Source organism: Telluria sp. AIW5, assembly GCF_056680575.1.
On the sequence record NZ_CM155289.1, the window covers coordinates 4,970,204 to 4,996,320 of the forward strand.

Below are 26,117 nucleotides of genomic sequence, written 5' to 3' on the forward strand. Positions count from 1 at the left end.
TCGTCTGGGCCGCGCGTCGTCAGCGGCGCCACCAGGTGATCAACGAAGAGTGTGGGTTGAGAAATTTCATGGATGGCATGTTTGCAGGTTGGCGGCGCGCTGTCAACCGGAAGTCGAGCCGGACGCGACGAGGGGGAGCGTCATCGGCCAACCATGAGGTGCCGGGAGACGCTGGTTTTCTTTTCGCGAGCGGTGGCCAATCCAGACAGTCGATTATTCCGAACTTTAGCTTTTCGGCGACCGTCTAAAAGTTTTTTGTTGTTAAAATTCTAACAAGTGGTGAAATCATGAATAACACGAGCCCGAACAGCCAACCCCGCCCAATGGAACTTTGGGGCGGCCTTGAATGTACTGTCAACCGTGTGCAGGACGAATACTTCAGCCAGCTCGACCGTAACGGCCACGCGCTGCGCAACTGCGACATCGGCCGCTTTGCCGGCCTCGGCATCCGCGCCATCCGTTATCCAATCCTGTGGGAACGCACCGCCCCGGACGGCATCGACAAGGCCGACTGGAGCTGGCCCGACGAGCGCCTCCCTGCGCTGCGCGAAGCGGGCATCACCCCGATTGCCGGCCTGATCCACCATGGCAGCGGCCCGCGCGACACCAGCCTGCTGGACCCCGCCTTCCCCGAACGCCTGGCCGAGTATGCCGGCGCGGTGGCAGTCCGCTATCCGTGGCTCGAGTACTACACCCCCGTCAACGAACCCTGCACCACCGCGCGTTTTGCCGGCCTGTACGGCGTCTGGTATCCGCATGCGCGCGACGATAAAAGTTTCATCCAGGCCCTGTTGATCCAGTGCCGCGCCGTGGTGCTGTGCATGCGCGAAATCCGCAAGGTCAACCCGAACGCCAAACTGGTGCAGACGGACGACCTCGGCAAGACCTACAGCACGCCCGAGCTCAGCCATGTCGCCGAGTTCTACAACGAACGGCGCTGGCTGGCCTGGGACCTGCTGTGCGGCACGGTCGGCCCCGAACACAAGCTGTGGAACTACCTGACCGGCACCGGCGTCGATGTGGCCGACCTGCTCTGGTTCCGCGACAACACCTGCCCTCCAGACATCATCGGCGTGAATTATTACGTCACCAGCGAGCGCTGGCTCGACCACCGTCCGGAGCGCTACCCGCAGCACCACCGCGGCGTGGCCGACGGCGTTCCCTGCGCCGACATCGAAGCCTCGCGCGCGCTGGCCACGCCGACGGCCGGCATCGCCCCCCTGCTCACCGAAACCTGGGACCGCTACCACCTGCCGCTGGCGATCACCGAAGCGCACATCGACGCCAACCGCGAAGACCAATTGCGCTGGCTGCTGGAAATCTGGCAGTCCGCGCAGACGGCGCGCACCAACGGCGTCGACCTGCGCGCGGTCACGGTCTGGTCGCTGCTCGGCTCCTTCGACTGGAACAGCCTGGTCACGCAAAACCGCGGCTATTACGAGCCGGGCCCGTTCGACGTGCGCTCGCCGATGCCGCGCCCGACCGCGCTGGCCGCCATGATGCGCGAGCTGTCGTCCGGCAAACCGCTGTCGAACCCGGTCCTGCGCGGCCAGGGCTGGTGGCGCCGTCCGGACCGCTTCCTGTGCACCCCGGTCGCCACGCCGGCGGCGCTGACCTCGATCCCGGCCCCTGCCCAGCGCCTGGCCGGCATCAGCGCCGCGCCGATCCTGATCACGGGCGCCACCGGCACCCTGGGCCGCGCCTTTGCCCGCATCTGCCAGAAGCGCAACCTCGCCTATAAACTGCTGTCGCGCCACGACATGGACATCGCCGACCCGGCCTCGGTCGAACGCGCCCTCGCCCACCACAAACCCTGGGCGCTGATCAATACCAGCGGCTATGTGCGCGTGGACGATGCCGAGAACGATGTCGAACGCTGCATGCGCGACAACACGCATGGCGCCGCGATCCTGGCCGACGCCTGCGCCCGCCATGGCGTGCACCTGACCACCTTCTCGAGCGACCTGGTGTTCGATGGCAGGAAAGAAACCCCGTACGTGGAAAGCGATCCGCTCAAGCCGCTGAACGTCTACGGCCGCAGCAAGGCCGAGTCCGAGCAGGCCGTGCTGAACAAGCACCCGGGTGCGCTCGTCGTGCGCACCAGCGCCTTCTTCGGCCCCTGGGACAAGCACAATTTCGTGACGCAGGCGCTGAACGCGCTCGAACGCGGCGAGACTTTCGCCGCCGCCGACGACATGACGGTCTCGCCAACCTATGTGCCCGATCTCGTGCACACCTGCCTCGATCTCGCCATCGACCGCGAGTGCGGCGTCTGGCACCTGAACAACGGCGGTTCGGTCACCTGGTTCGAGCTCGCGAAACTGGCTGCGGAGAAGGCCGGGATCGATGCGCGCACGCTGGTCGCGCAATCCTCAAGCACGATGGGCATGGCGGCTGCGCGTCCGGGCTACAGCGTGATGCACAGCGAACGCGGCGTCCTGCTGCCGAAACTGGAAAACGCACTGGACCGCTACATCGAGCTGCGCGGCGTCGACGACCCGGAATACGAGGAACTGGTCAGGACCGCCGAAACGCGGGTGCCTGCCGCCGGCGGCCACCGCCAGCAGGAAGAAACGCCGGCCGAGGCGCTGAAGGCCAAGTCCTGAGGCGTGCGCGGGGCGCCTTCAACGCCAGAGGACGAGCAGCCCCGCCGCGTACAGCACGAGCGCCAGCAGGATGCCGCGAAACGGCGTCCTGAACCAGTAACGCCTGGCCAGGGCGAGGTAGCCGGACAAGGTCACCAATCCAAGCGCCAGCAGGAAGGGTGATGCGAACAGGAAGGCCGGGTGCAGCAGCGCCAGGTAGCCGTACACGGCGCCGAACAGGATGGCGCCGGCACCGTGGCTCGCATTGAAGCCGATCCAGGCCTTCCACATCGTCGTCTCCCCGCTGATGAGGGGCGCCACCTCTTCCATGCGCGCCTTCAGGGTGCGGTCGCGCGGCATGAAGGCGGGGCCGCGGAAAGTGAACAGCAGATGGGCCAGTCCCAGCAGCAGGATGACCGCGGCGCTGGCGCCGGTCAGGATGGATGGCAGTGTCGGCAAGTGTGACTCCTTCATCTGGATGACGGTGATGGGGGCGCCGCAAACGCCTGCGCCTGGTAAGTGCTCATGTACACCTGCGGCACCTCGTACGGGTACAGCTTGCCCATCAGCGCCGCCAGCACCAGGCTCGACAATACAACACCTACGCCCATCGGCACAGCCAGGACGGCCGCACGCTTGCCCGGCGCAGGACCGGCACGCCGCGCCAGCGCGCAGCCGAGGTGGGTGAACACCGCCAGCACGGCCAGGAAATAATAGGGAACGAAGAACAGGCTATAGGGCCAGGCCTGCAGGCCGGCGGCCGCGAAGTGGACATTCGTGTCCAGATCGAGCACCGCCCGCCCGAACAGGACCGCCGATACATGAATCAGCAGGAACAGCGCCAGGTATGCGCCGGACGCGGCCTGCAGCGATGCGACCCATCCGCTGCGCCGCTTCCACCCTGCCCTTAGCAGGCGCAAACCGCTGCCAGCCTGCGCCGCCACGCCAAGCAGCAGGAGCGTCTCGACGAGCGGCTGCCGGTAGACGACGCGCGCCGCTTCCATGAAGCGCAGGTGGGTCCCAATGCCGCCCAGCGCCGCCAGGTGATTGGCGAGATGCGCCAGCACGAACAGCGTCACGACAATGGCGCCGTAGCGGTGCAGCTTGCGCACGCGCTTCATGGCAACCGCCGGTCCAGCACCAGCCGCAGCGCTTCGCGCGGGCGCAGCGTAATGTTGAACACGGGGTCGGGCGGCGTCATGCCGGTCATCGGCCGCACGGAAAAGCGCTGCAGGAACATCGCGGCGACGACCGTCATCTCGGCCAGCGCCAGGTGCTGTCCCAGGCAGACGCGCGGGCCCGTGCCGAAGGGCAGACAGGCGCCGCGCACGATGCCAGGCGCATCGTCGGCGAAGCGCTCGGGGCGGAAGGCATCGGGCTCGGGAAACCAGCGCGCATCGCGCTGCATCAGGCCGACCGGCACCGTGAACATGGTGCGCGCCGGGAACTGCCAGCCGCCGAGATGGACCGGGCCTTGCGATCGCCGCGACAGCAGCACCGGCGCCGCAGGATACAGGCGCAGGGTTTCCTGCAGCGTGCGGGTCAGCTGCGCCAGTTGCGGCAGGTCCTGCGCTGTGGGAGCGCGTCCCTGCAGCACGGCGTCGACCTCGCCGCATGCCGCAGCTTGCGCCGCGGGATTGGCGGCCATGCACCAGGACCACCAGGCCAGCGTGGCGGCAGCCGTCTCGTGGCCCGCAACGAAAGCTGTCATGCATTCGTCGCGCACCGCCTGCAGGGGCCATGCTTTCGGGTCGTCCAGGTGCAGGGTCAGCAGCCGGGCCAGCAGGTCGGCGGGCCACTCCGCGCGCGCCAGCGCCAGGCGCGCCGTCACATGGCGGTCGATCAGCCGGCGCAGCACCGTCATCGCCTCGCGCTTGGTTTTCTTCCACGGCATCCAGTCAGGCCAGCTCGCCGGCCAGAACATCTCGGCGTTTCCTGCGACGGACACCGTGTGCACGGCGCGTTCGGCCTGGCGCGCATCGGCGTCGATCTCGCTCGAAAACATCATGCGCAGGATGACGTCCATGCCGAGCGAGGTGAAGGCGGTTTCGATCGGCCACCCCTCCTCGCCTGCGCCCCACTGAGTCAATGCCTTGTCGGCCGCGGCCGCGATGACGGGCACGAAGGACTGCACGGCCTTCGGCGTGAAGCCTGGTTGCAGCGCCTGGCGCCGCGCGCGCCAGAGCGGACCTTCCGCCGTCAACACGCTGCGGCCGTGCAGCTGCGACATGACCTGGATGCCGCGTTCCCAGCGCACCAGTCCTTCGTGCTGCGTCACCAGCAGTTCGCGTACCAGCGCCGGGTCGGTGAGCACCACCTGGTGTTCGGGCCAGATGCGCAGGTGGACGATGTCGCCGTGCTCCCGGCGCCACCGCGCCAAAGTACCGGGCAGGTCGCGCGACATGGCGCGCAGCAGGCCCCAGCCGGTGAGGCCCGGCGCCGGACCCGGCGGCCAGCTGCCCGGCGGATGCGGCAGTGCCGAAGGAGGCGCATCGCGCGAGGCCGCATGGTGCGGGCATTCGGGGGTCATCGACGTTTTCATGCCTTGCATTCTCTGCCCCCGCCCAGGACCGGTATTGTACGAAAACGACATGACAATTTGACAGCGTTTCCTTGCTATACTCGGTGCTCATGACTGCCCGGCCTCCCGCTTCGCACCCCTCCTCGCTCGCGCGCGCTCCCCGCGCCCCACGCGTGGCCGGCGCATCGCACGAAGCCCTGCGCCTGGCGCCGGCGGCGCTGCAGGGTGCCCTGCTCGCGCTGGTGATGCGCGATACCCGCGCCCTGGCCCTGGACGATGCGCAGCGCCTGACCCACTTCCCGGCCTCTCCTTTCGTCACCCTGTCGTGGTTCCGCGGCGCCGATGTCGGCCTGGTGACGCCTGGCCCGCATGGCCCGGACTGGTCGCCCTTCGGCGCGCCGGTGATGGTGTCCGGCACCCGGTCGCGGCCGTCCGTGAGCTGGGCGCCGACGACCGGCTGCGGCTACGTCGCGTGCTTCAACGCCGATGCGGCGCAGGCGCTGTTCGGCCTCGACCTGGCGGCGATCCAGGACCGGTTCGTGCCGGTGCACGAGGTGACCGGTCCGGAATTCGCGCCGCTGTGGAAAGCGCTCGCCGCCAGCGACGACGCCGGCGCGCTGGACCTGCTGGAAGCGCAGCTCGCGATCCGCTGGCAAGCCTTGCAGGGCCGCGACTCGGGCCGCCCGTCGCTCCAGCAACTGGGCCGCCACTGGGTCGAGCGCCTGGCCTGGCAGGCCGGCCAGTGGGCGCGCGTGCACAGCCCGCGCCACGTGGAGCGCCGCGTCAAATCCTTCAGCGGCAGGTCGCTGCGCGAGTGGCAGGCGATCGTGCGCACCGAAGGCCTGTTCTTCGCGGCGCGCGAGCGTCACGAGGCCGGACTGCCTTTCGACTGGCCCACGCTGGCGCTGGACGAAGGCTTCACCGACCAGGCGCACATGATCCGCAGCGTGAAGCGCATTACCGGCTTTTCGCCGACCGAGTTCGCCCAGCGCTTCGCCGAGGACGAGTCGTTCTGGATGTACCGGCTGTGGGTGTGAGAGGGTGACTGCCGCCCGTTATAAAATGTTAAGGCCACCCCACAACCGCAAAGGCCTCTTCCCGTGCAAGAGCAACACGCTTTCCCGTTTTTCCGGGAAATCATCCTTTTCCTGATCCTCGCCGGCATCCTGATTCCCACGCTGCAGCGCCTGCGCATCAACCAGGTCCTGGGCTTCCTCGCGGTCGGCGCCCTGGTCGGCCCGTTCGGCCTGGGACTGCACGCGGCCCGCTTTCCCTGGCTGGCCTGGCTGAGTTTCCCCAGCGGCCAGGGCATCTCGATGCTGGCCGAAATCGGCGTCTTGTTTTTGATGTTCATGATCGGCCTCGAACTCTCGGCCGCGCGCCTGTGGGCGATGCGCGCCTGGGTCTTCGGCGGCGGCACGGTGCAAGTGCTGGCCACGGCGGCGCTGATCGGCGGCGCCGCCATGCTGTTGAAGCTGCCCTTCGCCACCGCCGCCATCCTCGGCCTGGTGCTGTCGCTGTCCTCGACCGCCGTCGTGATGCAGCTGATGAACGAGCAAAACAGCACCGGCAGCCGCCTCGGCCAGGCCGCGTTTTCCGTGCTGATGCTGCAGGACCTGGCGGTGGTGCCGATCCTCGTGTTGATGGGCGTGCTGGCACGCGGCAGCGGCGACGGCGCCGCCACCCTGGCCTTGCTGACGGTGGCGAAAGCGGGCGGCGCCATCGCGCTGATCTACCTGGTCGGCCGGCGCGTGATCCATCCCCTGTTCAAGGCCTTTGCGCGCCACCGCCAGCCGGACGTCTTCATGGCGCTGATTTTGCTCAGCACCTTCGGCATCGCGGGCCTGTCCGCCGCGGCCGGCCTGTCGATGGCGCTGGGTGCGCTGATCGCCGGGTTGCTGCTGGCCGAGACCGAATTCCGGCATGAGGTCGAACTGATGGTCGAGCCCTTCAAGGGCCTGCTCATGGGCCTTTTCTTCATGTCGGTCGGGATGAGCATGGACATGCGCGAGGTGATCGAGGCGCCGCTGTGGCTGGCCAGCGCCGTGCTGGGGCTGGTGCTGATCAAGGCCTTCGTCGTCACGCTGCTGCTGCGCGCCGGGCGCCTGCCCTGGAGCCGCGCGCTCGAGGGCGGCCTGCTGCTGGCCCAGGGCGGTGAGTTCGCCTTCATCGTGCTGGGCGACGCGGTCGCGGCCAGGCTGCTCGACCCGGGCCTGGGCGCGCGGGTGATGCTGGCGGTCGGCCTGTCGATGTTCATCACGCCGCTGCTGGCGCGCCTGGGACGGATGATCGGCGAACGCGGCGAACGCGCCGCCGTCGAGAACGCGGCCCAGCGCGACGAAGACGTGCTGGCCGCGGGCCGGGGGAAGATCGTCATCGCCGGCTTCGGGCGCGTCGGCCAGCAGCTGGCCAAGCTGCTGACGGCCCAGCACATCCCCTTCATCGCATTCGAGAACGACGCCAGGCTGGTCTCGAAACTGCACGCGCTGGGGATGCCGGTCTACTATGGCAATGCCTCGCGTCCCGAGCTGCTGCGCCTCGTGAAAGCCGATGAAGCGCCGGCCATCGTCCTGACAATGGACAATCCGGCGTCGGCATTGCAGGCGGTGCGCGGCATCCGCCGCGAGTTTCCGCACGTGCCCCTGTTCGTGCGTTCGCGCGACGAGCGCCACGCGCGCTCGCTCAAGCGCGCCGGCGCGACGGTGGTGGTGCCGGAGACGCTGGAGGCGAGCCTGCAGTTGTCGGCCTTCGTGCTCGAGTCGATGGGACTGGACGAGCGCACCGTGGACGATATCGTCGATTACGAACGCGACCTGTTTGCCGAGCAGCTGAACGATGCCGGCCTGCGCGAGCCCGGGCATCGCGGTTAGCTATAATCGCGGCTCGACAACCCTGGTAAAAATATCATGATCGATTCCGGTAACGTGAAGGGCGCACCAAAGGCGCTGGGGCATATCCGCGTGCTCGATTTGTCGCGCGTTCTGGCCGGGCCCTGGTGTTCGCAAAACCTCGCCGACCTCGGCGCCGACGTGATCAAGATCGAGCGTCCCGGCTGCGGCGACGACACGCGCGCCTGGGGCCCGCCCTACGCGAAGGACGCGGCCGGGAACGACACCGGCGAAGCAGCCTATTACCTGTCGGCGAACCGCGGCAAGCGCTCGGTGACGGTCGATATCGCCAGCGCCGACGGCCAGGCCCTGATCCGCGAGCTGGCGCGCCATGCGGACGTGGTGCTGGAAAACTACAAGGTCGGGCAGCTGAAACGCTATGGGCTGGACTATGACGCGCTGAAAGCGGTCAAGCCGGATCTCGTCTACTGCTCGATCACCGGTTTCGGCCAGGACGGCCCCTACGCGCACCGCGCCGGCTACGACTTCCTGATCCAGGGCATGGGCGGCCTGATGTCGGTCACCGGCGAGCGCGACGAGCTGCCGGGTGGCGGCCCGCAAAAAGCCGGCGTGGCGCTGACCGACCTGATGACCGGCATGTACGCGACGATCGCGGTGCTGGCCGCGCTCACCCACCGCGACCGCACCGGAGAGGGCCAGTACATCGACATGGCGCTGTTGGACACGCAGGTGGCGATGCTGGCCAACGTCGGCAGCAATTACCTCAACAGCGGCAAAGCGCCGAAACGCTGGGGCAATGCGCACGCCAACATCGTGCCCTACCAGACCTTCGCCTGCCGCGACGGCCACATCATCGTCGCGGCCGGGAACGACGGCCAGTACCAGAAGTTCGTCGAAGCCGGCGGACGGCCGGAGCTGGCGCTCGACTCGCGCTTTGCGACCAATCCGCAGCGCGTGGCGAATCGCGAGGTGCTGGTGCCGCTGCTGGCGGAGATGGTGGCCACGCGTGGACGCGACGAATGGATCGCGCTGCTGGAGGCGGTCGGCGTGCCCTGCGGGCCGATCAACGATGTCGGCGAAGTCTTCGCCAACGAACAGGTGCAGGCACGCGGGATGGCGGTCGAGCTGGCGCACCCCACTGCCGGCAAGGTACCGCTGGTGCGCAGCCCGATGAAGATGTCGGTCACGCCGGCGACCAGCGACAAGGCGCCGCCGCTGCTCGGCCAGCACACCGACGAGGTGCTGCGCGATGTGCTGAACAGGAGCGCCGACGAGATTGCGGCGCTACGCGCGCGCGGAGTGGTGTAAGCGGCGGGATCGCCTGGTACGCGGCGCATGCCGCCGCGTGTGGGAGCTCGTTCTGGAAGGCTGGCCGCGTGCCTCGGCCGGCCTCCTTCGTCAGTGCAGCTTGTGTTTGAAGTCGGATAGCTCGGCATGCACGCGGGTGACGACCGCTTCCAGGTGCGCCGGCACATGCGCGTTGGTGCGGCTGATCCGCTTGGCCTCGTCGCCCATGTCCTCGAGGCTGTCGACGCACTTGACGATGCGCGCTTCATCGTTCGACTGCATGACGTCGCGCGCCTGCTTCACTTCCCGCGCAATGCGCTCGATACAGTCACGCATCTCGGGCGGCGTATCCTGCGACGCCTTGCAGGCCTGCTCGGCTTCGCCGATGGTCTGTTGCAGGTGACTGTACCGTTGCTGGATTTCGTTGGCTTGCAGCATGATGACCTCCTCAACATAGAGAGAACCGTTGATTTTAGCGCTGGATCGAAAAGGCGTGCGCGCGGTGCGCCTTAACTGACATCCAACGCTACAGCGACGGCAAAAGTGCTGCAGGGCGATTTAATGAAGGCGCCAGCCAAAGCAGCCGGACATATGCCTGATCTGGTGAGGGAATGGGGAGGCGTCGAGATGGCAGAGAGAGCTGGTCCGCCTATTGCAACGATCGACAAGATCCGGTTCGGGGCCAATGTTGAGTAGACGTGAAGTGATATAGCATAGCTGATTGGGCGCGCTATCACGCCGGCAAGACCCCCAGTCATATCCCCCTGTTGGCGTTCGCGTATTCCTGCAATGATGAAAATTCGGTCTATCCGCGTTGGATCTGCAGCTGGGCGCCGATCGTTCTTGGCGCGGACATCTGGAGACTGCTGTTCACCTCTTGAGTCAAATTTGTTGTCAGAGGGCAGAAGTTACGCTTGTAGGATAGATTCTGTCACGAGGGAGGTCCGGTGTCGGACCGTCGAACACAAAACCAATATTCTGCGTACAGAACTGCTCTGCAGCAGACCAATCAGAAACACTTTTCGGCCGAACCAGGACACGTTCGTCTGGAAAATTATAGCGGATGGCGTCCAAAGCATAATACCGGATCGACCTTTCCCTGAGGTTTGGCACGTAAGTCTTCAATGGAGAACGCAAATAGCTGCACAAGACGGCCAAGCTCCGTCGAGTCCCAATAAATCCCAACGGACCTAATTTTTCGGCCAGCTTTTGACCATCTTTTTCCTCTCCTACGTCATATAAACGATTTGGTGGCGCGGGAGGGAGCCTGGCCTCTGTGGTGCGTAGGGAATCGATAAACTCGTCCTCTATTTTTGTGTTCCCCAACGCCGCCTGCGCGATCTTGACTATCATGAGATCGTTTTTATGTTCTTGCCACGCGGGTAACTTGGCAAGGCTTTCCACAAGAGATAACGCTTGTTGCGTCTTTGCTTTCGCCACCAGATACAGATAGTCGCCGTTTGACTCGCGTAATGACTTTAAATACAGGTCGTTGAATAACGCAAGATCGGCAGGTGTGCACCGATCGCGTACTATCCCTGCCGCGATATTAGAAGCCGGATCATCCTTCGCGAAACCTTGAACCAGTAATATATTGATTATCGAGCGTTCGCGTATGACGGCGATTTTATCCGCGCTCGGCGAGTCCAGGTATAAACCTAACTTCTCCAAAAGCCGCACTATATCTTCCCTAACCTGGGATCTACCTTCTGCGAGTTCTTTGGAAAAAAGAAAGAGTGCGCCCGGTGGGACGTTTTTGTTCGGTGCGATCCCATCCACAGGATCACTGCTTGCGAAGCGCACGCCATCTCGGAAGTCGGAAATGAATTGTTTAGCAGTCTTTTGCACGCTCGTCCCCTTCACATCTTCAATACACGCAAAAAAAAATATCATAACGACCGGACAACAAAATGCGAGGGCTCTTATAATTCGCATTTTTATTTCTTGGTCGGCTTGGCTGGTTCTGGCCGCGGGATCTTTTCCCACTGGTTCTCGGTTACTGCCGGATCGTAACGAGTTTGTCGGGGACAGTACCGCAAGCGATAATCACTGTTGTTTTGTTCAAAATGCATGAAGTCTGCTGGGTCGACGACGTCGTTCAAGTCCAGGGCGCTATGGCCAACTTCATGCAGCAGGGTCCAACACGCCTGTTGAAGCGAGGTCTCACCTTCTGCGATAACGATCGGATCGTTACTCCATGCGGCAGCCGGAAACTCCAACGTTTCCCCCACTGCGTGATCGTAGACTAACGGTGCAGCGAGGTAGCCAACATTACCTATACTTCTGGTCACATTCACGCGCTCCTCCGTTGCGCCTTTACCTAGCGGCATTTGTGCGATGAAGAGGTTATGGCCTTTGACTGCGATGCTCGTATCACCCTTTTTCGCCGCCCGTTCGAGATAATAAAAAGAACGCATTTTACGGACGATGACGACACGGTAGCCGTCCGCATCGCGTGGGGAACGGCTTTATCGATCATGTCAAAGCCGACGCCTCCTCCTTCATTTATATCGTATGCGAGTACTCCCCGCGCAAACGTATCGAAAGAAACGTTAACGACGGCATTGTTCGGGTCGAAATTCGTTATTTCGTATTTAACGACTGCGTCTTTAAGCTTCCGTTGGCGACCGCTTGATGAGCAGCATAATCTCCTCCCGGAAACTTCAAGACAGTTCCCGGAGAATTGGGGTCGGAGACTTTAGCAACCAAGACTTTAACCGTTTTTTCTGAATATACATGTACTGTTGTCGTGGCGAAACTTGAAGTTGCCGGGCATTTTCCATTTGCGCGAAGAACGGTTGAGGATTTGCTCCACGGCTTTGCATTGATACGAAGCGGAAAATCGGAAGCGCCGGGTGCCGGACCGCAAGTACATATTTTTTGGTCGTCACAAACAAAGTCGAAGTCGGTACCGACCGCGCCGCCTTCAATAAGGACTGACAAGAATGTAGAGTCTCCACTTCTTACGGAGATATGGTCATCATTCGTATCGAGTGACGTGTCAAAATTATCGTAACCATAGGTTTGTGATTTTTCGGCCCTGAAAGTTACTTTGGCAACCGTGAGGGAAACGGTTTTTGTGGTGACGGAGCCACTAGGCCCGACTCGCTGGACGGTAATTAATTCGCTATCCCGCGCGCTGCTTGGAATTGATAGCCCTTCTACTACGAGGACGGGCCCTGTTGTATTCACAAGCCGTATTTTGTTACTCGTAGTACTCCAAGCGTAGGTACCTCTGCTTTCTCCGGGCAGGTCGTTCGCGGACATGCTGACGCGCCCGCCAACGCTGACAATTCTGCACTTAGCCGTGAGTATGAAGTCTTTAGAAGGCGCGCCAGGCAACACGACGACGCGACGTGTTTGGTTTTCCACTGGCGTTGTCGTAGAACGACCCAGTAGATCTCGTGGATTAGGCATCAAATCTCACCCCTGTTTACGTAGAGCGCCAAGTCTTCCGAGTCGGCGCCGCTTACGACATGTGTTCTTCCGAACTCGTCTGTAATTCCATCCTCTAAACTGCCATCGGAACGTCGTATTTGATACCGCAAACCGACAGCTGGATGTCCGTCGGGGTCTTTGATGATGAATGCCTCATCAAATAACGGGAGGCGAGTATCGGGAAGCTTGTTTGTTGACGAGGCAACAGATGCGCCGGAGTCAAATAGATGCTTCCCTCCCTTCACCGAAAACTTCCCCGGACAAGCAAACGTAATATCGCCCCCCTCCAGCGTGACCGCCGCCTGCCCGGCCTGCAGCACGATCTTCTGCTTCGCCTTGATTTCGATGCAGTCGTTCACCGAGATCACCGTGATCTCCTTGTCCGCCACGATCTCCAGCCCATCCGTATGCGCCTGCAGCGAGACCGGGCCATTTCCGGCAATCGCTTGGATTCCTCCGCCATGCGTAAAGAGGGAGACGGCATTGGCTGCGACCGAGGAAACCGTATGCGCGGATGCCAGGTGCAGGTCGGACTGTGTGGTCCAGTGCAGCTGCTGGCCCGCGTAAAGCACGGTCGAGGCCGGCGTCGCCCAGTTGATACTGGCCGCCGAATCCATCAGCACGACCGAGGCACCGAATTTCTCCACCGGCTGCGACGCATCGAGCTCGCGCGATCCGGCCTTGGCCTTCAGCGCCGTCTGGCCATTGACCGCCCCGTCATGCTTGCCCTTCGCTTTCGGATCGACCAACGAGATAAAGTCCGCCTGCGCCTTTGAAGCGTCCTTGCTGAACAAGGCCTTCTGCTGCGCCGCCGCGTCGCCAAGCGTTTTACCGAGCGATTGCGCGCCCTTCAGCAGGGAGACAGCTTCCGCAGCATTCATCTGCGTGGAGGTGACGCCACACCCCTGCTGGGAACGGGCGCTGGTCGAGAGCAGCACGCCCTCCCCGCCGCGCACCACGCCCCAGGCATCGGTGCGCAGTTCAAACCCGCTGCCGCGATAGGCGCCGCGCTGCGCCGAGCCGGGCGACTGCTGGACCAGGTAGCCCAGGTTCAGCTGGGTGCCCGCCGTGCTGGTGGCGAGGCGCGTACGCACCTGTCCCGTCGTGTCGTCGAGCTGCCACTGGTTGAATCCGCCACCGTCGAAGTTATGGCTGTGGATGCCCGACAGCGTGCCCGCATGCTCGATGCCGGAATCGACGCCTGCGGCAAACGGCGGCAGGTCCGATCCCGTAAAAAGCTGGGCCACGATGACCGGCCGGTCGATGTCGCCCTCGATAAAATCGACCAGTACTTCGGTGCCGACGCGCGGGGTGAACAGGGTGCCCCAGTTCGGGCCGGCCAAGGCTTCGGCGACGCGCACCCAGGTGCCCGAACGCTCGTTGCCGGGGGCGCAGCCGTCGGCGTCGGTATCGTGCGACAGACCGCCCGCATTCGGGCGGCTGCCGCGCTGCCAGGCGAACTGGATGCGGACCTGGTGGTCGCGTGTGGTGGTCGAGACGGAATCGGCCAGGCCGACGACGAGTGCGCATTGCGCGCCCGGTGCGGTGATCTTCAGCGGCGCCGCCGTCAGCGCGGGGACGATGGCGACGGTGTCGCGTACACAGCCGAAGGTGTTGCGGTAAGTACCGTTTTCGATCGCGCCGCGCGCAGCCTGGGTGATGCCGGTATCAAAATTGTTGCGCGCTTCGTGGCGGACCCAGAGCACTGTGAAGGCGTTCTCGCCCGCGGGATAACGATCGTGCTGGGTGAGCCGGAAGGCGTGGCCGGCCGCCAGCCGGCGTGCGGCGCCCGTGCCGTCGAAGGCCTTGTTTTCCAGCTCCAGCGCCTGCAGCATCAAGCCGCTGTGAGTGCCGGCCACGCCGCGTTCGCTGGCGATGCGCTCGGCGCTGCCGTCGTAGAGCCACATCGGCGGCACGTCGCCCGCGTCCAGGTTCGAGCGCTGATCACAGGCTGGGGCCACCAGTTGCGTCGGGTCCCAGCTGCTGATCGCGACCCCGTTGGCGGCGATGCGCCGCCGTGCGCTGAAGCCGTCGATGGCGTCGTCGCGTTCGGTGGCGCACACCCCGTGGAAGCGGATGATGTCGCCGCCCGGCGTGGCCGGCGCCCGCGCGCGGCTGTCGAAGATGACGAGGCGGTGCCCGGCTTGTCGACCGCCCTCCCCGGACTCGTGCTCGAAACGCCAGCTCAGGCCCTCGGAGGCCAGCAGGCGCACGAAAAATTCAAGGTCGCTCTCGCGGTATTGGGTGCAGATGGCGCGCTTCGGCAGTTCCTGGGTCAGGTCGAAGTCAAATTGAACCTGCGGATAATCGGCCAGCAGTTCGGTGACGATGTCGCGCGCGTTCTGGTCCTGGAAGATATAGCTGTCGCGCCGCCGGGCCAGCAGGGACAGCGCCGGTTCGAGGCGCAGCCGGTAGCGCGCGACGCCGCCGTCGGCGCCCAGCCAGGCCGCTTCCGTGCACAGGCCATGCCAGGCGCGGCGGCTGCCGTCGGGCTGGAGCAGCTTGACGCTGAGCTCTTCGCCGATGAAGGCGTCGATGTCGAGATCGGTCGAGGTACTGAGCGCGTCGATGTCGAAGCAGAACAGTTCGTTGACGGCCTCGCGGCCGGTGAACTGTTCGGCCGCCAGGGCTTCCGGTAAATCGCTGTCCTGGCTGCTGGCCAGGGTGATGAGCCGCGCGTTCTGGCTCAGGCCTGTACCGAACAGGCCGCGGGTGGGAAAGCTGGGCGCGTTCATGCGCGCGCCAGGCGGGTGAGCATTGCCATCGTGATGCCTCCTTCGCGTCGGGAAACGAAGGCAAGCTTGAAACAGGTCGAAAGCCGCAGCAGATGCTCGACCTGAACGCTTACCAACCGTCAATGTTACCGGACGAAAAGATGGCGATGGCGGCGGCGGGCATGACCCGCATCAACACTTTGGCGGGTTCTAGCGGGCTGGCGAAGCCGGCGCGGCCGGGGCGTTCGCCTCGAGCGGCGCGAGGCCGCGCAGGCGCAATGCGATCAGCATGGCGGCAACCAGGATCGCGCCCAGCAGGCCGACCACGCCAGGCCAGCCGCCGCGCTCCCAGACGAAGCCGCAGAACCAGCCGACCACGCTTGAGCCGAGGTAGTAGAAGAAGAGATACAGCGCCGAGGCCAGCGCCTGCGGCGGCCGCGCGCGCCGGCCGACCCAGCTGCTGGCGACCGAGTGCGAGGCGAAGAAGCCGAAGGTGTACAGGCCGACGCCGACGACGACCGCGGCCAGGTTGCCGAACAAGGTCAGCAGCAGGCCGGCGAACATCACCGACATCACCAGCCACAATACGTTGCGCCGGCCCAGCCGGTCGGCCAGGCGGCCGGCCCAGACCGAGCTGAAAATGCCCAGCAGGTAGAGCACGGACAAGGCGCCGACGGCGCTCTGGCGCAGGCCGAATTCAGGGCCCAGCAGGCGGTAACCGATGTAGTTGTACAGGCTGACGAATGAGCCCATCAGCAGGAAGGACAAGGCGAACAGCCAGGGCAGCCCGGCATCGCGGGCATGGCGCCGGACCCCGTCCACCAGGCCGGCGAAGCCGCCCTGCCCTGGCCGGAAGCGCTTCGAGGCCGGCAGGCTGCGCCAGAACTCCCAGGCCGCGTACAGGCCCGCCGCGCCCATCAGGCCGAGCGCGGCGCGCCAGGACCAGAAGTCGCTGATGACGGAGGCCAGCACGCGCCCGAACATGCCGCCGAAGGCGCTGCCGCTGATGTACATGCCCATCGCCAGGCCGAGCGAGGCGCCTTCGATTTCCTCGCTCAGGTAAGCCATCGCGACCGCCGGCATCCCGCCCAGCATGAAGCCGAGCAGCGCGCGCAGGATCAGGAGCTGGGTGTAGTCGTTGGTGAAGGCGGCGAGCAGCGTGAGCAGGCCGCCGCTGAGCATCGAGGCGGCCATCATGGGTTTGCGGCCGAAGCGTTCGGACAGCACGCTCGAGACCAGCAGCGAGACGGCCAGCGCGGCGGTGGAGATCGACAATGCGAGGCTGCTTTGGGCGGGCGTCAGGGCGAAGTCGCGTGCGAGCAGCGGCATCAGGGGCTGTACGCTGTAGAGCAAGGCGAAGGTGGAGAAGCCACCGAAGGCCATGGCGCGGTTGATGCGTTTGAAGTCGGCGCTGCCGGCGGCGATGGCGGGGGAAGACATGGGTGGATCCTGGAACTCGACTGCCCATGATAGCGAAAAACGGAGCGGAGCGTCGGCGGGGGCTTTTATGGCGGGGTGTGTTTACGATGACGCGAACGTGGGTTGAACGCGCGGCTCAGGTGGAATGTGCGGCGATGCCAGCGTCCGCGTGGGCACAGGGCGCCCACCCTACAAAAACACGCACATGTAGGGTGGGCGCCCCGTGCCCACCGGTTCAAAATTCGCGTTACGGATACTCGGTATCCAGCTCCGACCCCGCATAGTTCTCCAGCTCGGCGATCAGCTGCGTCATCGGCGCCTTGGTGCGGATGTTCTGCAAGACCGTGCAGTTGTCGCGGTAGGCGGCAACGCGCTCGGCGACGATCGCGCGGTGCGGGGGCGGCACTTTTTCCAGCAGCGCGGCCCAGCCGGTCTCGTAGTCGGGGTTGTTCTTGCGAACCGATTTCACGAAACGCTCGAAGTCCTTCTGGCCGGCGCGCGCGACGATCGTCCCGCCGTCGACGGCGAAAATGGTCGCCAGCGCAATCACACCTTCGGCATTCAGGTCGGGGTCGGTGACCGGGCCTTCGTAGTGATTCTTGCGCAGCCATTTGGCGGCGTTGACGATCGCCAGCACGCCTTCGCGCTGGCGCAGTTGGCCGAGATAGCGGTCGTAGCCGCTCCAGCTTTCGTTCGGATCGGCGGTGCAGATGTCGACGAACAGTTCCTTCAAACGGCGGCCGGCGTACACCGGGTCGGTATCGTATTCGCCGACCAGGCTATCCTCGGGCAGCGCGGCCAGGTCGCGGATCATGCGAAAGCCGGCCTGGAACACGTACTCGGCGCCGTCGGCGATCAGGATGTCGAGCGCGGTCTCGTCGCTGTCGTCGTCGACCAGGTGCTCGAGGCCCAGCGACATGCCGCCGATGGTCAGCATCAGCGCGCGCTGGATGCCTTCGGCGGTGCGGTCGTTGGTGAACTTCTCGGCCACCATCGCGGTGATCGAGGACAGCTCGTCGGCGAGGCCGATCGCCTCGTCGGCGTTGGCCAGGTTGGGGATCAGCTTGATCGCACGCACCAGGCGCGGCAGCTTTTCAATGACGATTGCGGGCAGCATCGAGGGCGATCCGGTCACGAGAAGATGTCCGAACCGATGCTCTTGCGCGTACTGCGCCTTGGCATGGTGCGCACCGACGGCACCTGCTTGCGCAGGCGGTACAACAGGTCGCGCGTACTGCGCTGCTGGAAGTCCGGGTCTTCGTCCGGGTCGTCCGGGAACTCGGCCTCGGCCATTTCATTGCTATGCCTGAATTCCGGGAACAGCTCGATCAGCGAGCGCTCCCAGCCGTCTTCGCTGGCCTTGGCCAGGTCGATTGCGAGCGGAATGATGTCGCTGTCGGACGAGGTCTGGCCCGTCACATAGCGGCCTTTCAGGTTGATCTCGCCGGCCACTTCCATGATCTCTTTCGGCGCCAGCGACCACAGGATGGCGAACACGGTCGCACCGTGGTCGGTGGCCGAGGCCTCCATCAACAGCTCGTGGCGGCGGTCTTCGTCCTCGGTCGCGTAGACCACGCCGTGGACGTGGTTGAACAGGGCCTCGGCGATGCGCTCGGGGTCGTCCTCGATCATGTTGTCGGGCCAGGTCGCGGCCATGTAGGCCAGGCTGTCCGCCCATGCCTTGGGCGGCACCAGCAGGGTCGCCAGCGAGGTCTTGCCGCCATCGAAGCCGGCCAGGTGCAGGGCCGTCACTTGCGGTGGCAGCGTCGAGAGCACCTCGGCCACGGCATAGTCGCCGTGTTCGTCGGCCGCTTTCGAGAACGCCTCTTCGGCGTGCCCCAGCGAGCCGGCCAGCACCAGTTCGCTGACCTGGCGGGTCAGTGCCGGCAGGTTGGCGCCGCTGTTTTCGTTATCGCTCATTCACGCTCTCCTTCGCCATCGAAGATCCCGGTAAAGTCATCCGAGACCATGCCTTCTTCCTCGTCCTCGTCGTCGCCCTCGTCGTTCTTGCCAAGCTGTTCGAGCGACTGGTCGTCGTCTTCCCAGCGCTGCTGGTGCTTGAAGAGGAAGGCGGTGATGATCGCCTGGCGCGCCAGCTCGGGGTGGTTCTCGGTCATCGACGCGTACATCGCCGCGCCGTCGTCGCCGGTGCACTCGGCCATGGCGAAGACTTTCGCAGGGTCGTCGCCTTCATAATCGGCCGCTTCGCGCAGCAGCCCTTTCGGATCGGTGAACTTGATCTTGTCAACGAGGGCGAAGGCCATCAGGTTGACGTCGTCGATGCCGGAGCCGCCGGCGTATTCCGAGACCAGGGCGTCGACCATCATCTGGTAGTTCTTCTTGTTCGGCGGGTCGCCCAGCGTGCCGTCGATCTGGCCCTCCAGCTCGCGCGACTGGTAAGCGAATTCGGGATGTACTCTTTTCATGTTCTGTCCTGTATTGGGGGAGAGCTCGCGCCTGCAGCGTCAAGCCTGCAGCGTTACGCCATTCAGCGCGAACAGCGAGCGCCACAGCTCGAAAGCTTCGGCTTCGGCGTCGAGCACGATGCGGTGATTCACGCTCTGGTTGTATTCGTCGCGTTTGGTCCGGTCCGACAGGATTTCGTAGGCCTTGGTGACGGCCTTGAAGCGCGCTTCCGCGCCCGGTGCGTCGTTGCGGTCGGGGTGATAGCGCATCGCCAGCGAGCGGTAGACCTTCTTGATCTCTTCGTCGCTGGCATTCGGCGCGACGCCGAGGATCGCGTATAAATTTTCCACTTTGGAACTCTCCGGCTGGTGCCGAACAAACGGCAAAACGAGATTATCCTATAGAAAACGCCAGCGTGACAGCGGCGACGGCGCCGGCCAGCAGGCGCGCCTGCCCCGGCAGGCGGGGTGAAGCGCCCCAAGTATGACCGCTGCATACGCAGCGAACCGTGCGCTCCACCACATAGGGAGGCCGCCGCCAGGCCGTGTACGGTAAAATGCCGTTAACTTTTACCTATCCAGAACACCACCCATGAGTAACGACAAGAACAAGGCGGCGGCTGCACCCGTGCCTCCGTCCAATTTCCTGCGCGCCATCATCGACAACGACCTGGCGGCAGGCACCCACGCGCGCGAAGGCATGCCTCCGGTCATCACCCGCTTTCCGCCCGAGCCGAACGGCTACCTGCACATCGGCCACGCGAAATCGATCTGCCTGAACTTCGGCCTGGCGCGCGATTACGCCGGCCGTTGCCACCTGCGCTTCGACGACACCAATCCGGAGAAGGAAGACCAGGAATACGTCGACACCATCATGGACAGCGTCAAGTGGCTCGGCTTTTCGTGGGAGCAAGGCGGCGAAGAATACCTGCACTACGCCAGCGACTATTTCGACAAGCTGTACGCAATCGCCGAGTACCTGATCCAGAAGGGCTTTGCCTATGTCGACAGCCAGAGCGCCGAAGACATGGCGAAAAACCGCGGCAACTTCGGTACGCCGGGTACCAATTCGCCTTTCCGCAATCGCCCGATCGAAGAATCGCTGCAGCTGTTCCGCGACATGAAGGCCGGCAAGTACAAGGACGGCGAACACATCCTGCGCGCAAAGATGAGCGAAGACGCGATGGCCTCGCCGAACATGACGAACCGCGATCCGGCCCTGTACCGCATCCGCCACGCGCACCACCACCGCACGGGCGACGACTGGTGCATCTACCCGATGTACGACTACACGCACCCGCTGTCGGATGCGATGGAGTCGATCACCCATTCGATCTGCACGCTCGAGTTCCAGGACCACCGCCCGTTCTACGACTGGCTGATCGCCACCGCGACCGAGGGCGGGTTCTTCACGCCGCCGGTGCCGCGCCAGTACGAGATGTCGCGCCTGAACCTGACCTACGTTGTCATGTCCAAGCGCAAGCTGCGCCAGCTGGTCGATGAAGGCATCGTTTCCGGTTGGGACGATCCACGCATGCCGACCATCGTCGGCCTGCGCCGCCGCGGCTATACGCCGGAATCGATCCAGCTGTTCTGCGAGCGCATCGGCGTCTCCAAATCCGATGGCTGGATCGACATGAGCACGCTGGAAGGCGCGCTGCGCGACGACCTCGATCCGAAGGCGCCGCGCGCGATCGCCGTGCTTCGTCCGTTGAAATTGATCGTGGACAATTTCCCTGAAGGCGAAGCACATGCGTGCACTTCGCCGGTCCACCCGCACCATCCCGACATGGGCGTGCGCACCTTCCCGTTCACGCGCGAGCTGTGGATCGAGCAGGAAGACTTCATGGAAGTCCCGACCAAGGGCTATTTCCGCTTCACGCCGCCGGTGGGCGAGCAGCCGGGCAGCCGGGTGCGCCTGAAGTACGGCTATGTGGTCGAGTGCACCGGCTTCGAAAAAGATGCGGACGGCAAGGTCACCGCGGTGCACGTGAAGTATTTCGAGGATTCGAAATCGGGCACGCCGGGCGCCGACAACTACAAGGTCAAGGGCAATATCACCTGGGTCAGCGCGGCCTCCGCCCTGGAAGCCGAAGTGCGGCTGTACGACCGCCTGTTCCTCGACGCGCATCCCGATGCCGGCGGCAAGGACTTCAAGACCCTGCTCAACCCGAACGCGCTGGAAACCGTCACCGCCTACCTCGAACCGGGCATGGCGACCGCGACGCCCGAGCAGCGCTTCCAGTTCGAGCGCCATGGTTATTTCGTGGCCGACCAGGTCGATTCGAAGCCGGGCAAGCCGGTGTTCAACCGCGTCACGACCTTGAAGGACAGCTGGGCCAAGTAATTGCCCGCACGCGGGCGATGTACGCCACGCGCGTTCGGCCACACCCTCCCGCCCCGGGCTTCCCGCGGCGGGATTTTTTTTGGAAGCGCCATAGGCCCTTCTGCCCGCCCCTCCAACTAGCAAGCCTGCTAGGTTTCATTCAGGGCTGCTTGCGCGATTCTGATCCAAATCAAACAAGAATCAATTCGCGGGCAAAACATGGCGACCGGGGCCGAATGGCTGGGAAAAATCAAGGCGATCAGGCTGGGGTCCTGGCTGGGCGCCTTGCTGTCCTTCGGCGTCGGCCTCGGCTTGTATGTCAGTACCAGCCAGTCCATCGAAAACAACACCCGCGAGCGCTTCAACCACATGGCGCGCAACGTCCAGTCGATCCTGAATGGCCGCATCAAGACCTATGCCGACTTGCTGCGCGGCGCCTCCAGCCTGTTCCTGACAAACGAAAACATCACACGCGACGCTTTCCGCCGCTACGTGGCCGGCCTCGACCTGGTCAATGAATTTCCCGGTGTCCAGACGATCAACTTCGCGCGCTACCTGACCGACGCCGAACGCAGCGAATTCGAAGCGCAGATGCTGCGCAATGTCGACGGACGCGGACGCGACTTCAGGATCGTGCCGGAGGGGCAGCGCCGCGAGTACACGGTGCTGACCTTCCTCGAGCCGGGTACGGCCTGGGCCGACCGGATCGGCATCGACCTGCAGACCCGGCCCGGCGTCGCGCTGGCGCTGGCGCACTCGCGCGATACCGGCGACGCGTCGACCTCGGGCGCCCCCGTCAGGTTCGCATCCAGCCCGAGCGGCCTGGCGATCCGCATGCCGGTGTACCGCGCGGCCATGTCCCTGCAGGACGTGAACCAGCGCCGCGCCACCTACCTGGGGTCGGTCGGGATCGGCTTCAGCGTCAACCATCTTGCCCGGGGGGTGCTCGACAACACGCCAAAGGACGCCACGCGGCTCGTGATTTCCGGGATGAGCCCGACCGAGGGACCGGACGGTTCGCCGGGTGTCTACCGGCGCATCGTGTATTTCGACAACCGCCCGGGCAAGGCGGCCGATGAGAAGGTCGAGTTTCGTGCGCTGCTGCCGGTCGGCGTCAGCGGACGCGGCTGGGACATCGATTTCACCGTGCGCAAGCGCAGCATGTATTCCGAGATCGACAGCGTCCTGCCCTGGGTGGCGATGCTGGCGGGCATGATCGGCACGGCCCTGCTGTATGCGCTGTTCCAGGCGCTGAGCTCGTCGCGGCGGCGCGCCATCCGGCTGGCCGAAGAGATGACCGGCGAGCTGCGTGCCAGCGAAACGAAACTCCAGAAAAATAACGACAACCTGCGCCGCCTGGCGGCCCACGCGGAAAGCATCAAGGAAAGCGAGCGCAAGCGCATCGCACGCGAGATCCACGACGACCTCGGCCAGAACCTGCTGGCGCTGCGCATCGAGGTCGACCTGCTCGCCTCGCGCACCAACAAGCGCCACCCGCGCCTGCATTCGCGCGCACGCTGGATGCTCGAACAGATCGATGCCACCATTAAAAGCGTGCGCCAGATCATCAACGACCTACGCCCCCATGTGCTCGATCTCGGCCTGACCGCCGCGGTCGACTGGCAGATCACCGAATTCCAGCGCCGCACGGGACTGGTCTGCGAACTCGTCTCGCACAACCACGACCTGCATGTGAGCGACCGCTGCGCCACCACCCTGTTCCGCATCCTGCAGGAGTCGCTCACCAACGTCTCGCGCCACGCCCGCGCGACGGCGGTGCGGGTCGAACTCGCCGTCGACCGGGAATCGATTTCGATGACTGTCAGCGACAACGGCATCGGCTTGCAGAAGGCCGGCCAGAAGCCCGGCTCCTTCGGCCTGGTCGGCATCGAAGAGCGGGTCCGGATACTGGGCGGCAAATGCGTCATCACCAGCCGCCCGAACGCCGGCACCACCGTCCACGTGGCGATCCCCGCTGCAGAAAACCTGCTGTCCGTGGCGCCCGCCCCGGAACCGGCAAACATCGTCCACGCAGCAGTCGGCACCCTGTAGGGAAGCCGCTCGCCAGCCTGTAGGAAGTGCCGCCGCGAGGTCGTAGGCGTCTTTACCACAAGAAATTAGTTGACCCTTCTCAACTTGCGCAAAATCAACGATTTCCGAAAGCTTGGAGTGGAGAATCTGTATCAATGCTTCACGTCAACAACCGCCGGTACAGACGAAAAAGGAGGGTCGACCATTCGCCAGCACGCCTTCATCGCACCCGAGCCGCCCAATCACAATAACGATGCAGTTCTCCAAAACTAAGGAACAATCATGATCTCCAACCTCGATTTCGAACGCATTGCCGCGCTGGACCTGGACTCGATCAAAATGAAATTGACGCACGAGCAATCGGGTGAAGGCTGGTCGCTGGAACACGCGAAGGCCATCGAAACCGAATACCGCCGCTTCCTGTACCTGATGAAAGCCTTCCCGACCGAGCAGACCGCGCCGCTCGAGGATGTCGACACGTTCTGGCACTACCACATCCTCGACACGATGAAGTACGCCCGCGATTGCGAGGAAGTCTTCGGCTACTTCCTGCACCATTACCCTTACCTCGGCATGGTCGGCGAAAACGGCCTCGAGGTGCTGGAACAGGCGGGCGACCGGACGCGCGAACTGTATGAGTCGACTTTCGGCGAAGCCTATGTGCGGGAGTATGGCGCGGATGCCGCATGGTGCGGGCGGGCGCCGGTCGAAGCGGAAGGCGCAGCGGCGAAAGCGGCCTGGTGCGGCCGGGCTCCGGTCGATGCCGAAGCCTCGGCGGCGAATGCGGCCCGGTGCGGCCGTGCGCCGGAAGCGGCGATGCAGACGGCGTGGTGTGGGCGTGCTCCGGCGAAAGTCGGGGCTGGGGCGACCGCGTGGTGCGGTCGTGCTCCGGTCAAAGCGGACGGCGCGCAAACGGCGTGGTGCGGTCGTGCTCCCGAGGCGGTTGCCGCGGATGGCGCCAAAACGGCCTGGTGCGGACGTGCTCCGGTGAAAGCCGAAGGCATGAAGACCGCCTGGTGCGGCCGGGCGCCGGTGACAGCCGAGGTAGCCGAAGCAGCCGGGGTACAGACCGCCTGGTGCGGACGCGCCCCGGCCCTGGCACTGGCCGCCTGACGCCCGTGCTCACTTGACGAATGCCCCGCTCGCGGGGCATTTGTTTTTTCACCACGGATTTTTTGCTCAGGCCACCATCGGAATATCCGTACGATGCGTAGGGAATGGTCCAGAGGCAGTGCCGGCGTTCGGCATGATAAAGATCAAAGGGATGAGTGCGTCATCGACGCAGTGGCAGCAAGCGTCTGCTGCCCCAGGTTGACCTTATTTCTTCTGCCGTGCCCGCAGTTGCTGCCTTTCCTGGGTCTGCTGCTTGTTCTGCTTACTCTCGAACAACGCGACCGCTTCTTTCTTCGCCTGCTCGACCGTCCGCATCTCGGCATGGTCATCGTGCGCCACGAAATAATCGTCCGCCTGCGCGTCCACGACCAGCTTGATGGCGGCGGCATCATCGAGGTCATACAGTTCGGTCAGCAGGGTCGTTACTTCGTCGAGGAATGCTTCGTAAGTCAGGGTCGTCATGATGTCAGCTCTTTATCGGTTCAGGCGTGCGTGAAGCCTTAGGCAGGCTTCGGGGGGACGTCATTGTACCAGCGCCCATTGCCGACCAATGCGCCAGGGCGTGATGGACGTCGGGATAGCGCAGGCGCACGCCGAGCTCGCGGCGCATGCGTGTGTTGTCGAGACGGCGCGATTCCGACATGAACGAGAGCAACATCGGCGACACGGCCGCGCGCAGTGCAGCGCGTTCGAGCCGCGGCGGGCGCGCCATGTGAAATGCGTCGGCGACGGCATCGAAATAGTCGCCCATTTTCAGGCGCGTATCGTCGGTCGCATGATAAACCCGCCCCGGCCGCGCGCGAAACAGCGCCAGCGCGACGATCCGCGCGAGGTCGTCGGCCTGGATGTGATTCGTGTAGACATCGTCCTCAAGCCGTAGCGCCGGCGTGCCCTCTTGCAGGCGCTTGAACGGCAAGCGGTCGGCAGCGTAGATGCCGGGCACGCGCAGGATCGCGGCGCTGCTTTTTGTCCGCTGCGCCCAGGCGCGCAGCACGCGCTCGGCGTCGACCCGACGTGCGGCGCGCGCATTTCTTGGCGCCACAGGCCGGGTTTCGTCGACCAGCGCCCCGCCGCAATCGCCGTAGACCCCGCTCGTACTGACATAAACGAGGTGCGCCCCCTCGGGTAGAATGGCGGTCACATTGCGCGTCCGGATATCGAGCGCGCCTTCAGGCCGCGGCGGCGCCAGGTGCACCACATAGGGCGCCAGGCCGCGCAGGCGCGCCAGGCTCGCCGGCTGGTCGAGGTCGGCGACGATCGGCACTGCGCCCGCCGCCCGCAGGTCCGCGGCGCGGCCGGCATCGCGCGTGAGGGCAAAGACGCGAAAGCGCGGGCACAGCAGCGGCAGCAGGCGCATGCCGACATCGCCGCAGCCGATCAGCAGCAGGCGCGGACGGCCCAAACGGTTTGTATTATTGTTGAAGTTCAT

22 protein-coding genes are annotated in these 26,117 nt (G+C 64.5%); 7 read left to right on the forward strand and 15 right to left on the reverse strand.

The genetic code is table 11. From position 1 onward, the window contains the following. Positions 1–323 precede the first annotated feature (323 nt). A complete protein-coding gene (locus tag AC1MEM_RS22035) occupies positions 324–2,606 on the forward strand; it encodes a family 1 glycosylhydrolase (RefSeq protein ID WP_499474212.1) in 2,283 nt (760 codons plus the stop codon). Between the two features lie 18 nt (positions 2,607–2,624). On the opposite strand, the gene AC1MEM_RS22040 is transcribed toward AC1MEM_RS22035, so the two are convergent. Genes AC1MEM_RS22040 through AC1MEM_RS22050 form a run of 3 tightly spaced genes read right to left on the reverse strand, consistent with a single transcriptional unit; the run spans position 2,625 to position 4,989 of the window. Beyond that, positions 2,625–3,044: an LIC_13387 family protein gene (locus tag AC1MEM_RS22040; RefSeq protein ID WP_499474215.1), complete on the reverse strand. Its 420-nt coding sequence runs from the start codon at positions 3,042–3,044 to the stop codon at positions 2,625–2,627. Between the two features lie 11 nt (positions 3,045–3,055). After that, entirely contained in the window at positions 3,056–3,706 is a 651-nt protein-coding gene (locus tag AC1MEM_RS22045; protein ID WP_499474217.1) for a hypothetical protein, read from the reverse strand. Beyond that, a complete protein-coding gene (locus tag AC1MEM_RS22050) occupies positions 3,703–4,989 on the reverse strand; it encodes a cytochrome P450 (RefSeq protein ID WP_499477732.1) in 1,287 nt (428 codons plus the stop codon). The genes AC1MEM_RS22045 and AC1MEM_RS22050 overlap by 4 nt, the downstream gene beginning before the upstream one ends. 227 nt (positions 4,990–5,216) lie before the next feature. Here AC1MEM_RS22050 and AC1MEM_RS22055 point away from each other — a divergent pair, with 227 nt between their 5' ends. From AC1MEM_RS22055 to AC1MEM_RS22065, 3 genes are all read left to right on the forward strand, one after another. Next, complete coding sequence (locus AC1MEM_RS22055; protein WP_499474219.1) at positions 5,217–6,143, forward strand: AraC family transcriptional regulator; 927 nt, start codon at positions 5,217–5,219, stop codon at positions 6,141–6,143. 63 nt (positions 6,144–6,206) lie between these two features. Continuing rightward, on the forward strand, positions 6,207–7,976 hold the full coding sequence (locus AC1MEM_RS22060; RefSeq protein ID WP_499474221.1) for a cation:proton antiporter domain-containing protein: 1,770 nt from the start codon (positions 6,207–6,209) through the stop codon (positions 7,974–7,976). Between the two features lie 36 nt (positions 7,977–8,012). Continuing rightward, a complete protein-coding gene (locus AC1MEM_RS22065; RefSeq protein ID WP_499474223.1) occupies positions 8,013–9,263 on the forward strand; it encodes a CaiB/BaiF CoA transferase family protein in 1,251 nt (416 codons plus the stop codon). Positions 9,264–9,353: 90 nt separating this feature from the next. On the opposite strand, the gene AC1MEM_RS22070 is transcribed toward AC1MEM_RS22065, so the two are convergent. The 10 genes from AC1MEM_RS22070 to AC1MEM_RS22115 form a co-directional block, all read right to left on the reverse strand. Continuing rightward, positions 9,354–9,680, reverse strand: coding sequence for a hypothetical protein (locus AC1MEM_RS22070; RefSeq protein WP_499474225.1), 327 nt, complete (start codon positions 9,678–9,680; stop codon positions 9,354–9,356). A 456-nt stretch (positions 9,681–10,136) separates the two neighbouring features. Further along, positions 10,137–11,090 carry a hypothetical protein gene (locus AC1MEM_RS22075; protein WP_499474227.1) on the reverse strand — a complete coding sequence of 318 codons (954 nt, stop codon included), beginning with the start codon at positions 11,088–11,090 and terminating at the stop codon, positions 10,137–10,139. Positions 11,091–11,179: 89 nt separating this feature from the next. Continuing rightward, positions 11,180–11,659: a hypothetical protein gene (locus AC1MEM_RS22080; RefSeq protein WP_499474229.1), complete on the reverse strand. Its 480-nt coding sequence runs from the start codon at positions 11,657–11,659 to the stop codon at positions 11,180–11,182. Between the two features lie 166 nt (positions 11,660–11,825). Beyond that, the gene (locus tag AC1MEM_RS22085) at positions 11,826–12,614 is read right to left on the reverse strand and encodes a hypothetical protein (RefSeq protein ID WP_499474231.1); all 789 of its coding nucleotides are present in this window, start codon (positions 12,612–12,614) and stop codon (positions 11,826–11,828) included. 44 nt (positions 12,615–12,658) lie between these two features. After that, complete coding sequence (locus tag AC1MEM_RS22090) at positions 12,659–15,415, reverse strand: type VI secretion system Vgr family protein (protein WP_499474233.1); 2,757 nt, start codon at positions 15,413–15,415, stop codon at positions 12,659–12,661. A 189-nt stretch (positions 15,416–15,604) separates the two neighbouring features. Continuing rightward, on the reverse strand, positions 15,605–16,834 hold the full coding sequence (locus AC1MEM_RS22095) for an MFS transporter (RefSeq protein ID WP_499474235.1): 1,230 nt from the start codon (positions 16,832–16,834) through the stop codon (positions 15,605–15,607). Between the two features lie 226 nt (positions 16,835–17,060). Next, positions 17,061–17,930 (reverse strand): hypothetical protein, encoded by an 870-nt coding sequence (locus tag AC1MEM_RS22100; RefSeq protein WP_499477734.1) that lies wholly within the window; start codon positions 17,928–17,930, stop codon positions 17,061–17,063. Between the two features lie 14 nt (positions 17,931–17,944). Beyond that, entirely contained in the window at positions 17,945–18,733 is a 789-nt protein-coding gene (locus tag AC1MEM_RS22105; protein ID WP_499474237.1) for a hypothetical protein, read from the reverse strand. Beyond that, entirely contained in the window at positions 18,730–19,239 is a 510-nt protein-coding gene (locus AC1MEM_RS22110; RefSeq protein ID WP_499474239.1) for a hypothetical protein, read from the reverse strand. The genes AC1MEM_RS22105 and AC1MEM_RS22110 overlap by 4 nt, the downstream gene beginning before the upstream one ends. A gap of 39 nt (positions 19,240–19,278) precedes the next feature. Further along, a complete protein-coding gene (locus AC1MEM_RS22115; RefSeq protein WP_499474240.1) occupies positions 19,279–19,569 on the reverse strand; it encodes a DnaJ domain-containing protein in 291 nt (96 codons plus the stop codon). A gap of 241 nt (positions 19,570–19,810) precedes the next feature. Here AC1MEM_RS22115 and AC1MEM_RS22120 point away from each other — a divergent pair, with 241 nt between their 5' ends. The 3 genes from AC1MEM_RS22120 to AC1MEM_RS22130 all read left to right on the forward strand — a co-directional run bounded on the left by AC1MEM_RS22120 (position 19,811) and on the right by AC1MEM_RS22130 (position 24,688). After that, entirely contained in the window at positions 19,811–21,565 is a 1,755-nt protein-coding gene (locus AC1MEM_RS22120) for a glutamine--tRNA ligase/YqeY domain fusion protein (RefSeq protein ID WP_499474242.1), read from the forward strand. A gap of 198 nt (positions 21,566–21,763) precedes the next feature. Beyond that, a complete protein-coding gene (locus AC1MEM_RS22125; RefSeq protein WP_499474244.1) occupies positions 21,764–23,596 on the forward strand; it encodes a sensor histidine kinase in 1,833 nt (610 codons plus the stop codon). Positions 23,597–23,857: 261 nt separating this feature from the next. Further along, a complete protein-coding gene (locus AC1MEM_RS22130; protein WP_499474246.1) occupies positions 23,858–24,688 on the forward strand; it encodes a glycine-rich domain-containing protein in 831 nt (276 codons plus the stop codon). Positions 24,689–24,892: 204 nt separating this feature from the next. Here AC1MEM_RS22130 and AC1MEM_RS22135 read toward each other — a convergent pair whose 3' ends face one another. Together AC1MEM_RS22135 and AC1MEM_RS22140 are read right to left on the reverse strand one after the other, a co-directional pair. Continuing rightward, positions 24,893–25,150, reverse strand: coding sequence for a hypothetical protein (locus tag AC1MEM_RS22135; protein WP_499474247.1), 258 nt, complete (start codon positions 25,148–25,150; stop codon positions 24,893–24,895). A 4-nt stretch (positions 25,151–25,154) separates the two neighbouring features. Beyond that, a complete protein-coding gene (locus AC1MEM_RS22140; protein ID WP_499474248.1) occupies positions 25,155–26,117 on the reverse strand; it encodes a sugar nucleotide-binding protein in 963 nt (320 codons plus the stop codon).

What these genes read in the sequence shown, in the direction of transcription:
- AC1MEM_RS22035 (WP_499474212.1), top strand. Translation starts at nt 324, where the DNA reads ATGGAACTTTGGGGCGGCCTTGAATGTACTGTCAACCGTGTGCAGGAC.
- AC1MEM_RS22045 (WP_499474217.1), bottom strand. Translation starts at nt 3,706, where the DNA reads ATGAAGCGCGTGCGCAAGCTGCACCGCTACGGCGCCATTGTCGTGACG.
- AC1MEM_RS22050 (WP_499477732.1), bottom strand. Translation starts at nt 4,989, where the DNA reads ATGTCGCGCGACCTGCCCGGTACTTTGGCGCGGTGGCGCCGGGAGCAC.
- AC1MEM_RS22055 (WP_499474219.1), top strand. Translation starts at nt 5,217, where the DNA reads ATGACTGCCCGGCCTCCCGCTTCGCACCCCTCCTCGCTCGCGCGCGCT.
- AC1MEM_RS22065 (WP_499474223.1), top strand. Translation starts at nt 8,013, where the DNA reads ATGATCGATTCCGGTAACGTGAAGGGCGCACCAAAGGCGCTGGGGCAT.
- AC1MEM_RS22070 (WP_499474225.1), bottom strand. Translation starts at nt 9,680, where the DNA reads ATGCTGCAAGCCAACGAAATCCAGCAACGGTACAGTCACCTGCAACAG.
- AC1MEM_RS22080 (WP_499474229.1), bottom strand. Translation starts at nt 11,659, where the DNA reads ATGCGTTCTTTTTATTATCTCGAACGGGCGGCGAAAAAGGGTGATACG.
- AC1MEM_RS22090 (WP_499474233.1), bottom strand. Translation starts at nt 15,415, where the DNA reads ATGAACGCGCCCAGCTTTCCCACCCGCGGCCTGTTCGGTACAGGCCTG.
- AC1MEM_RS22095 (WP_499474235.1), bottom strand. Translation starts at nt 16,834, where the DNA reads ATGTCTTCCCCCGCCATCGCCGCCGGCAGCGCCGACTTCAAACGCATC.
- AC1MEM_RS22100 (WP_499477734.1), bottom strand. Translation starts at nt 17,930, where the DNA reads ATGCTGCCCGCAATCGTCATTGAAAAGCTGCCGCGCCTGGTGCGTGCG.
- AC1MEM_RS22105 (WP_499474237.1), bottom strand. Translation starts at nt 18,733, where the DNA reads ATGAGCGATAACGAAAACAGCGGCGCCAACCTGCCGGCACTGACCCGC.
- AC1MEM_RS22110 (WP_499474239.1), bottom strand. Translation starts at nt 19,239, where the DNA reads ATGAAAAGAGTACATCCCGAATTCGCTTACCAGTCGCGCGAGCTGGAG.
- AC1MEM_RS22120 (WP_499474242.1), top strand. Translation starts at nt 19,811, where the DNA reads ATGAGTAACGACAAGAACAAGGCGGCGGCTGCACCCGTGCCTCCGTCC.
- AC1MEM_RS22125 (WP_499474244.1), top strand. Translation starts at nt 21,764, where the DNA reads ATGGCGACCGGGGCCGAATGGCTGGGAAAAATCAAGGCGATCAGGCTG.
- AC1MEM_RS22130 (WP_499474246.1), top strand. Translation starts at nt 23,858, where the DNA reads ATGATCTCCAACCTCGATTTCGAACGCATTGCCGCGCTGGACCTGGAC.
- AC1MEM_RS22135 (WP_499474247.1), bottom strand. Translation starts at nt 25,150, where the DNA reads ATGACGACCCTGACTTACGAAGCATTCCTCGACGAAGTAACGACCCTG.
- AC1MEM_RS22140 (WP_499474248.1), bottom strand. Translation starts at nt 26,117, where the DNA reads ATGAACTTCAACAATAATACAAACCGTTTGGGCCGTCCGCGCCTGCTG.